Genomic DNA, 9,383 nt, shown 5'->3' with positions numbered 1-9,383 from the left:
CCGGGAGACGCAGATCATCATCGTGTCGTGCGCCTCCTGTTCGGCGGGGGTGAGGAGGGAGTCGCGGTGGTCGACCGTGCCCTCCAGCACGGCCGTCTCGCAGGTGCCGCAGGTGCCCTCCTGGCAGGAGAAGAGGACCTGCACCCCAGCCTCCTCGACCGCCTGCAGCACGGACTTGTCCGGCGGGACGGTCACCGTGATTCCGGTCTGCGCCAGCGCGACCTCAAACGCCCCGTCCCGTACCGGCGGCTGAAGCTCCTTCGGCGCGAACCGCTCGACGTGAAGAGTGCCGGGCGGCCAGTCGGCGCACCGCTCCTCGACGGCCCTGAGGAGTGGTTCCGGGCCGCAGCAGTAGACGAGTGTGCCGGGCCGCGGCGTTCCCAGGAGCTCGCCGAGGTCGAGGAGCCCGTACGCGTCCTCGGGTCGGACCCGCACCCGCTCCCCGTACCGCGTGACGAGTGCGTCGCGGAAGGCCATCGACGAAAGCGTCCGACCTCCGTACACCAACTCCCATGGGGATCCCTGGCGTTCTGCCTGCTCCAGCATCGGGATGATCGGGGTGATGCCGATGCCGCCGGCGATGAAGAGGTACCGCTCGGCGTGCTCCAGGGCAAAGTGGTTGCGCGGGCCGCGCACCCGGACTGGGTCGCCCTCGGCCAGCTTGTCGTGCACCTGGAGGGATCCGCCGCGCCCGTCGTCCTCCCGCAGGACGGCGACGCGCCATACGTGGGTGTCGTCCGGCGACGAGCACAGCGAGTACTGCCGTACGAGATCCGGGGCGAGCACCAGATCGATGTGCGCGCCGGGCGTCCAGGCGGGCAGCGGGGCGTGGTCGGCCCGGCGCAGGTCGAGGGAGACCACACCGTCGGCTTCGTCGGTGCGGCGGGCCACGACGAGGTCGAGTTCGGCCTCGGGTGCGGTGGTGCTTGTGGTCATCAGAGGTCCTTGAGTACGCGAGTACGCGGTCAGGCGCCGACGAGCTTGGTGGGCGCGGGGCCCGGAGCGGGGGCGGTTCCCCGGCCCGGGTGCTCGTCGGGATGGGCGAGCAACGACGCCCACAGCTCCACCGGGTCCTCGGACTCCCGGGACTCGCCGCACCAGCACCAGCCGCGCAACCGGTCAGTGCCCGGGACCCACACGATCCGGTAGACCCCGTCTCCGTTGAGCATCGTCGTAGGCTGCGGGCTCATCGGACGGCCGCCGCGGGTTCGGCGGCCGTGGATGCCGCCGTGCCGGCCTCGACCATCCGCTTGAGGATGCGGCGCGCGGCCAGCCCACCGGTGTCGATGTTGATGCTGAGCTCCTGCGTCCCGGCCGGCTCGGAGGCGATGACCTGCTCGAGCCTGTTGAGGGCGACGACGTCCTGGAGGACGACGGTGCGGTTGTTCTCCCACAGGAAGTCGGAGACCTCTTGGTCCTCCAGCGCGAAATCTCGGGCCACGGCCCAGAAGTCGTGAGTGCTGGTCTCCGTCTCCGGGGTGATGGCGTAGACGACCTCGACGTGGAAGGCGTCCGGATCGCCGCCGTCCGCGTTCGGGCCGGGTGCGCCGACCGGGGCGATGCGCGAGTGCAGGAGGTACAGGCAGGGGGCGTGGTACTCGATGTCCTGCCAGCGCGTGATGCGGCCGGTGATGCCGGTGGACTTGGCGTAGAACGGCGGGCAGGCGGCGTCGTCCATGTGCCGGCTCACGTACACGACGCCCGCCTTCTCGTCGACCTCGGTGGTGATGGGGGTATCGGCGACCTCGGGGGTGCCGATGTAGCCGCCGTGCAGGTATGTCTCGTGGGACAGGTCGAGCAGGTTGTCGACGAGGAGGCCGTAGCGGGCCGCCAGCGGCTCCATGCCACAGACGGTGGTGTAGTCGGGCGAGTCCAGCCAGGGAGCGCGCGGGATGAGTGACTCGTCGGCCTTGTCCTTGTCGCCGATCCACACCCACACGAAGGAGTCCTGCTCCTTGACGGGGTAGGAGGTGAGCCGGGCGGTGCGCGGCACCCGCTTCTGGCCGGGCACGCTCACGCACACGCCGTCGGCGCCGTAGGTGAAGCCGTGGTAGCCGCAGACGACCGTGTCGCCGTCCAGCCGGCTCGGCTTCTCGGAGAGCGGGAAACGGCGGTGGACGCACCGGTCCGCCATGGCGGTGACCTCGCCCGCCTCGGTGCGCCAGAAAAGGATCGACTCGCCGCAGATGGTGCGGGTGAACAGTTCCCGCCCGATCTCGCTGCCGTAGGCGGCCACGTACCACTGGTTGTGCGCGAACGACGTCGTCGTCATCGTGATCTCCCTTGCGTTCGGGCGGACCCGACGCATCGACGGACTGCGGACTGGAGTTGTGGGCTTCGGATCGCGGGTGGGGGGTCGCGGGTCACGGACGCCGGTTGCCCCGAGGGGCGGGGTGGAACGCCGGCGGTTTCCAGAGTGCTGCGGACACGGGCCTGCGAACAGGGCGCCTTCCGTTGAACGGAAGGCCGAGGCGGGGCCCGTTCAACGGGGCGGGCGGCCCATGCCGCCGCCCTCGACGGTGAGGATGTGCCCGGAGATCCAGCGCGCCTTGTCGCCGGCCGGGAACAGGCCGCGTACGCCGGACCCCAGGGCGTCCCCTCCGTGCCGAGGACGATCGCGGCGGCGGGCCCCGGCGGGGATGTTGCGGGCCGCCATCGACTACCAGATCGCCGCGATCTGTATGCAGTTGACGCGGATGCCGCGCGGTCCCAGTGCGCTCACCGCGCCCTTTTAGGTTCTCCAGGCCGGCCTCGGCCACGCTGTAGAGATGCCGGGGCCGAGCCTCTGGGCACCCACGGAGGAAATGTTGACGAACACGCCCCACTCCCCCAGCGCCCGCTCCGCGTGCCGGGTCATCAGCCAGGCGCTCTTGAGGTACACGTCCACGACGTGGTCCCAGTCGTCCGTGCGGACCTCGAAGAGACCGGACCGTTCGCCGGAGGCCACGTTGTCGACCAGGACGTCGAGGCGCCCGTCGAGGCGCTTCGCGCAGGCGGTGACGGCGCGTCGGCAGTCCTCGTCGCTGGTGGCGTCGGCGTCGACGCGTTCCCATCGCCCGGCTGCATCAGGGGCCGGTCTACGGGCGAAAGACGTTGCCGGCTCGGCAGCCAGGACAGTGCACGGCTCCGGTGGTCATCCCTTTCCGAAGCCTCGAGCCAGTAGGCGTCGCTCAGCCGAGCGTCGATAGCCCCGGAAGTCTCGTCGTTCACAGTCCCGCGATGAGTTGACGGGAAATCACACTGAGTTGCCCTCACCGTGGCTGGCTCGTGCTCCTCCTGCCACAGGATCGAATCCTTGGAGAGCGGCCGGAGCAACCGACCTCGACCACGGCCTGCGGCCTGCACAGCTCGGCCGGGACGGCAGGCCACAGCCCGATGGAGCACCGGGTGTTGCCTCCCCCGGCCTGGCCGGCAGGCCCCTCCGCGGCGCTCTCGCTTTTATTCACCGGTATCGCCGACCGCCGGACTTGCCGCAAACGAGGTCGCCTTCAGAGATCCACGGTTCGCTCACCAATCCCTAGGCAGGCCAGAGGGGGGACGGGTACAGTGACTGACGCCACACTTATTGAATCGTTTCATTAACCCGAACTCCGGAGGTGAGCGTGCTCCGCTCCTCCGCCCGAATAAAGAGATGCATCACCGCTCTGACGATCATGAGCGCTCTCGGGCTCGTCACCGGTCCGGCGGCTTACGGCGCCGCGGCCACCGCTGCTCCGCCCTCTGGGGCTCCCTCCGCCTCCCGAGCACCGTCCGGGCTCACCGTCGACGGCCTCGCCGCGCCGGCCGACCTGGAGAACCTCGACGCGACACGGTTGTCCTGGGTCGATCCGGCCGACACCACGCAGACCGCCTACCAGGTCGTGGTCTCCTCCAGCCCAGGGAAGGCCGCCGCGCACCAGGGCGATCTGTGGGACTCCGGCCGGGTCGGCTCCGCACAGCAGACGAACGTCGGCTACGGCGGCGCCCCGCTGCACACCTCCCAGCGCTACTACTGGACAGTGCGGACCTGGGACGCCCACGGCGAGGCTTCGGCCTGGTCCCGGCCGGCCTGGTTCGGCACGGGCCCCGGCACCGACTGGGGGACGACGCAGTCGATCTGGTCACCCAACCCGGCCACCACCTGGACCGACTACACGGTGCACGCCAAGGTCACCGTGACCGCGGTCGCCATGGGGCTGACCTTCCGCGCCAAGGACTCCTCCAACTCCTACATGTGGCAGCTGCGCGGCGCCGACAACCAGCTCAAGACGCACGTCCAGGTCGGCGGCGCCTACACCGTCCTCAAGACCGTCAACCTGCCCGCCGGAACCCTGGCCGTCGGCAAGCAGGTCGACGTCGCCATCGCCGCCGAGGGCAGCACGATCACCACCAGCATCGACGGCACGGTCGTCGACCGGACCTCGGATGCGACCTGGTCCTACGGCGTGGTCGGTGTGCGCACCGGCGGCACCGAGACCGGCACGGTCGACGACCTCAAGGTCACCGACGACGCGCACGGCGGCACGACACTGCTGTCCACCGGCTTCGGCAGCGGGGACGCGACCTTCCCGTGCGGCACGGTGAGCGGCGGCGCACTGACGGTCGGCAAGAGCACTTCGTGCCTGGTCGGCGCGGCGTCCAACAACTGGGCGTTCCTGCGCGACGAAGTCTCGCTGCCCGACAAGGACATCGCCTGGGCGACCCTCTTCGCCACCGCGACCAGCCCGAAGCCTGCCCGCCAGTACGTCTACAAGATGTACGTCAACGGCCGCTTCGTGGGCCTCGGTCCCACGCAGTCGGTCGGGTCCGAGAGCCGGTACGACGGCTTCGACGTCACCTCGCAGCTGAAGTCCGGCGGCCCGAACGCCCTCGGCGCGATCGCCTACACCACCAGCGGTCAGCGGCTTCAGGCGCAGCTGGTCGTGCGGTACGCCGACGGCACCACGGACACCTTCGGCACCGGACGTGACTGGAAGGCGCTCTCGGGCAGTTCGGTGTTCCCCGACGTCGGCAGCGTCGGCACCGGCTACTACTCCGCGCCGAAGGAGAACATCGACAACACCCGCTTCCCGACCGGCTTCGACGAGCCGGGCTTCGACGACAGCGGCTGGAGCGCCGTCAGCACCTCTGCCTCCCTGCCCGCGCTGACCGCCACCCCGACCGCCAAGGTGCAGCAGAAGCTGGAGCAGCCGGTCAAGATCGTCGACAAGGGCAACGGCGACTACTTCGTCGACTTCGGCCGCACCTGGGTCGGTGGCGTGCACTACTCCGTCGCCGACGGCACCGCGGGCGACGGAGTGACCGTGCGGTACGGCGAGGTCACCTCGGCCGAGAACACCGTGCGCTACCAGCTCAACACCGGCAACACCTACGAGGACGTCTACACGCTGCGCGACGGGAAGCAGTCCTTCGACACCTGGGGCATCAGGGTCTTCCGTTACGTCGAGATCCTCAACGCACCCGAACCGGTCACCAAGGACAACCTGCAGGCCCTTGCACTGCTCTACCCGTTCGACGAGTCGGCCGCGAGGTTCACCTCCTCCAACGACAACCTCAACCAGGTCTGGCAGCTGTCCAAGAACACCATCGAGGCCACCAACCTCAACCTCTACGTCGACTCCTGGACCCGCGAGAGAGGCGCGTACGAGGCCGACACCTACCTGCAGCTGCAGTCGGCCCTCGATCTCGACCCCGACATCTCGCTGGGCAAGTACACGCTGAACTACTTCCAGGGCAACCGCACCTGGCCCACGGAGTGGCCGCTGTATGTGATCCTTGCCGTCCACGACGCCTGGCAGCAGACCGCCGACCCCGGCCAGTTGGCCGACTTCTACCAGACCCTGCAGGCCAAGCTGCCGACCAAGTGGCTCGACGACACCACCGGCCTGGTGGCCAAGACGACCGGCTCCGACGGCTGCAGCAGCCGTACCGACTGCGACATCGTCGACTGGCCGGCCAGCGAGCGCGACGGGTTCGTCTTCCACACCTACAACACCGTGGTCAACGCGCTGTCCTACCGCGCCTACCGCGACATGGCGGACATCGCCGGGGCGATCGGCAAGAGCGGCGACGCCACGGCGTACACCGCCATCGCCGACCGCATGCGGGCCGCGATCAACGACAAGCTGTACGACGCGGCCAACGGCCGGTACGTGGACGGCATGACCAGCGCCGGTGTCGTGGAGAGTCACGCCGCGGTGCAGTCGTCCGCGTTCGCGCTGGCCTTCGGCGTGCCGACCGACCGCGAGCGGGCCTCCGCCGCGAAGTACGCGGCCTCCCGCGGCATGGTGTGCAGCGTCTACTGCGCCGCCTTCCTCATCCGCGGTCTCTACGACGGCGGGCAGGACGCGGCCGCGCTGGGCCTGCTGACCTCCGAAGGCACCCGCAGCTGGATGAACATGATCAAGCTGGGTGCGGGCGCGACCGCCGAGGCCTGGGACCCCTCGCTGAAATCCAACCTCACCTACTCGCACCCCTGGGCCGCCTCGCCCGCGTTCACCGTCCCCACCGGACTGTTCGGCATCCAGCCGACCACCGCCGGTTACGCGACGTTCGAAGTGGCGCCCAAGCCGGGCGACCTGGACTACGCGACCATCACCGTCCCCACGGTCAAGGGCACCATCGGCACCGCCTTCGACCACGGCGACGCCGGTGACCTCCGCATGGTCACCCAGGTGCCGGCGAACACGAAGGCAACCGTCGCGGTGCCCACCGGCGGCGAGGGCCGGACCACCGTGTACGTCGACCGGGTGCCCTACACCTTCTCGGCGACCGGCGGCGTCGTCACGGTGAAGGACCTCGGGCCGGGCTGCCACACCCTCACCACCCACCCGGGCGGCGGCGCCGCCCACGACGACCGGCTCACCAGCGTGTGCACCAGTACGCCGGCGACCGGCGTCGGTGCCCTCCCCCACCCGCCGGGAGCCCAGAACTGACGCGCTAGCATCCGAATCCGATCGCCGCCCGTGACAGGGCAGCACCTTGCCCGAGGCTCCCACCAGGGAGGCCTCGGGCAAGGTGCATCTCACGCAGAGCCTTCGTCAGGTGCTCGGGTGCTCAGGTGCCGTGTGCCGCTGCGCGGCGTCAAGCGTCGCGGCGGGGGCGTTGGAGGGTGAAGGTCTCGAAGGGCTTCATCTCGCCCTGGGTGCCGGTCACGTCGTAGTACGTGACCGTGATCGTGGTCAGGCCGCCTCGCTTGCCCGGGTCCACGTCGAAGGAGGCGAACCCGTAGGAGTTGGCGGCATCGCGGACCGCTGACCAGGGGGCGTCCTCGCGGGTGTAGACCGGGGAGCGCTTACCGGTGCTGGAGTCCGGGGCCGTGACCGAGGTGATCACCCGGCAGGCCGGCGGGTTGAAGAACAGCTGGTTGGAGGGGGCCGAGGTGCCGCCGCCGCCGATCACCATGTGCACGGTGCCCTGGGTGGTGTCGATGACGTCGGTCCTGGTGGAGGCCGGGATCGGGGTCGACGTGGCGTTCTGCTGCTGCCCGCGGATCGGGTGCGAGCGCTCGTAGTGGTGTTCGTGGCCGCAGACCACCAGGTCGACGCCGTACCGGTCGAACAGCGGCAGCCACTCCTGGCGGATGCCCAGGTCGGCTCCGTTGAACTGGTCGGCGGTGCTGATCGCGACCTGGTGCATGCAGACCACGATCCAGTCGATGCCCCGGTCCGCGCGGGCGGCCTTCAGCTCCTTCTCCAGCCACTTCTTCTGCGCGCCGCCGGAATAGCCGCGCACGTAGCTGTTTCCGCCGTCCTGGTAACAGACGTCGTCATTGGCGAGGAAGATCACCTTCACCGAACCGGCGGTCATCGAGTACCACAGGCCGCGGGTGGTGTCGGTCTGGCCCTCCTGCCGCGGCAGGGCGAAGTAGGTCTGGAAGGCCTGGTAGCCGATCGGGCCGTTGCCCAGCTCGTTCTCGTGGTTGCCGGGGGCCGGCATCCAGGGGCGGTAGCGGGCGCTGCGGGTGTTGTTGTCCCAGAAGTCGGACCAGGTGCGCACCCGGTCGGCGGCCAGGTTGGCGTAGCACAGGTCGCCGTTGAACAGGTGGAAGAGCGGACGTACCCGCTCCACTCCGGCGGGCAGGTTGCCGGCTGCCGGGCTGCCCAGGTTGTCGTTGACATACGTGCCGTTGGACAGCTTGCCCAGGGTCGGGGTGCCCTGGTCGCCGAAGCTGGTGAAGCGCAGCGCGGCGCGGCCCTTGGGCGCGGTCGTGAAGGAGCCGAACTCCGGCTGGGCGCCGTCGTGGGCAGCCAGGTAGACGTGGTCCGTGTCCGGGCGCAGGCCGGTCAGGTGAGCGTGGTGGGCGTAGACCTCCTGGCCCGACTTGGCATCGGTGTAGCTGACCGTTTGCGCGCCGAAGGTGTGCGTGTACTGGCCCTTGGCGTTGCCGAGCAGCACCCGCGCGTTCTTCACCGGCCGCAGGGTGTGCCAGGAGACGACGACCTCGGCGGACGCGTCCGAGCCGAACTGCAGGTGCAGGCCGTTGACCGCAGGGGTGTTCACCGGGTCGGCGGCGCGCACGCCCAGCACCGAGGCCGGGTCTCCGCCCCCGGCCTGTACCGAGGCCTTGCCCTGCCCGGCTGCGGCGGCGGACCCGGCGCCCAGCAGCGGACCGGCCGCGAGGGCCGCGCCGGCGACTCCGGTGGCCGTGAGTACGCCGCGGCGCGACATGAACGATGCGAACAGCTTTTCGTCAGAATTCACGGCCGTACGTTCTCGCCACAACCGTCATGGCAGGCGAGCACACAGCGAACGGAAGGTGAACCTTGCACCCACTGAGCCACACCGGTCGCTTCGCCGCATCCCAGCACCGTCGCGCCGGTGGCGGGGAGGGCGATGACGGTGCGACCGCTGCGCCGGAGGGGAGTGGCGGCGGCCGCCGGGCAGCTGCGACGTCCGACACTGGATCCAGTCGGCGCGTCGGCGGTTCCTCGCGCGGCCGTACGTGTCAGACGACGGACGGGCTGCGGGAGATCCGCTCGCCGGCGTTCGGCGCCGGCGCCCGTCCGGCTGGGGTGCGTCCCGAGGTCGTCCCGCCGCCGCTGCCCTGACCGGGCGCCGGGCGCCGGTACGGCTCAGCGCGGGGCGACATGGGCCGCGGCGCAGCGGGTGCGCTGCCGGCCCAGTCCCCCGATCTCCACCTCGATCACATCCCCGTCGACGAGGTACGGGAACCGTCCGGACAGGGCCACGCCTTTCGGGGTCCCGCTGTTGATGACATCGCCGGGTTCCAGCACCAGGAACCGGGAGAGGTGCCCGACAAGCCCTGCCACGGGGAAGATCATGTCGGCGGTGCTGGAGTCCTGCCGGACGGCCCCGTTCACCCAGGACCGCAGGGCCAGCCGCTGCGGATCGGGCACCTCGTCCGCGGTGACCAGCCTGAGAGCACTTCTGTCTGGCCGCCG

Annotated in this window: 8 protein-coding genes; 1 reads left to right on the top strand and 7 read right to left on the bottom strand. The window is 70.1% G+C overall.

Annotated features, from left to right (window positions below):
• The 5 genes from BZY54_RS40220 to BZY54_RS40205 form a co-directional block, all read right to left on the bottom strand.
• Nucleotides 1–936: PDR/VanB family oxidoreductase (locus BZY54_RS40220; protein WP_086730303.1), on the bottom strand; the 936-nt coding region annotated here is incomplete at its 3' end.
• 29 nt (nt 937–965) lie between these two features.
• Nucleotides 966–1,169, bottom strand: a complete 204-nt coding sequence (locus BZY54_RS40215; RefSeq protein ID WP_341868729.1) for a hypothetical protein — start codon at nt 1,167–1,169, stop codon at nt 966–968.
• A gap of 17 nt (nt 1,170–1,186) precedes the next feature.
• On the bottom strand, nt 1,187–2,272 hold the full coding sequence (locus BZY54_RS40210) for an aromatic ring-hydroxylating oxygenase subunit alpha (RefSeq protein ID WP_086730301.1): 1,086 nt from the start codon (nt 2,270–2,272) through the stop codon (nt 1,187–1,189).
• Between the two features lie 210 nt (nt 2,273–2,482).
• Complete coding sequence (locus BZY54_RS51260) at nt 2,483–2,656, bottom strand: hypothetical protein (protein ID WP_158103993.1); 174 nt, start codon at nt 2,654–2,656, stop codon at nt 2,483–2,485.
• 75 nt (nt 2,657–2,731) lie between these two features.
• Nucleotides 2,732–3,112, bottom strand: a complete 381-nt coding sequence (locus tag BZY54_RS40205; RefSeq protein ID WP_086730300.1) for an SDR family oxidoreductase — start codon at nt 3,110–3,112, stop codon at nt 2,732–2,734.
• A 541-nt stretch (nt 3,113–3,653) separates the two neighbouring features.
• Between BZY54_RS40205 and BZY54_RS40200 the strand changes: the two genes are divergently transcribed.
• Nucleotides 3,654–6,914, top strand: coding sequence for a family 78 glycoside hydrolase catalytic domain (locus tag BZY54_RS40200; protein WP_086730299.1), 3,261 nt, complete (start codon nt 3,654–3,656; stop codon nt 6,912–6,914).
• 148 nt (nt 6,915–7,062) lie between these two features.
• Here BZY54_RS40200 and BZY54_RS40195 read toward each other — a convergent pair whose 3' ends face one another.
• The gene (locus tag BZY54_RS40195) at nt 7,063–8,682 is read right to left on the bottom strand and encodes a purple acid phosphatase family protein (protein ID WP_341868728.1); all 1,620 of its coding nucleotides are present in this window, start codon (nt 8,680–8,682) and stop codon (nt 7,063–7,065) included.
• A 371-nt stretch (nt 8,683–9,053) separates the two neighbouring features.
• Nucleotides 9,054–9,383 (bottom strand): fumarylacetoacetate hydrolase family protein (locus tag BZY54_RS40190; RefSeq protein ID WP_208640917.1); only part of this gene is annotated, 330 nt, incomplete at its 5' end.

The organism is Streptomyces carpinensis (assembly GCF_002154505.1).
GTDB lineage: Bacteria > Actinomycetota > Actinomycetes > Streptomycetales > Streptomycetaceae > Streptomyces > Streptomyces carpinensis.
The sequence above is the reverse complement of the archived record's forward strand: the minus strand, read 5'-3'. Positions and strand labels throughout refer to the sequence as shown.

Bases quoted from the DNA above. Each gene is read 5' to 3' on its own strand.
- BZY54_RS51260 (WP_158103993.1), bottom strand. From the start codon at position 2,656: ATGGCGGCCCGCAACATCCCCGCCGGGGCCCGCCGCCGCGATCGTCCT.
- BZY54_RS40210 (WP_086730301.1), bottom strand. From the start codon at position 2,272: ATGACGACGACGTCGTTCGCGCACAACCAGTGGTACGTGGCCGCCTAC.
- BZY54_RS40215 (WP_341868729.1), bottom strand. From the start codon at position 1,169: ATGCTCAACGGAGACGGGGTCTACCGGATCGTGTGGGTCCCGGGCACT.
- BZY54_RS40200 (WP_086730299.1), top strand. From the start codon at position 3,654: ATGAGCGCTCTCGGGCTCGTCACCGGTCCGGCGGCTTACGGCGCCGCG.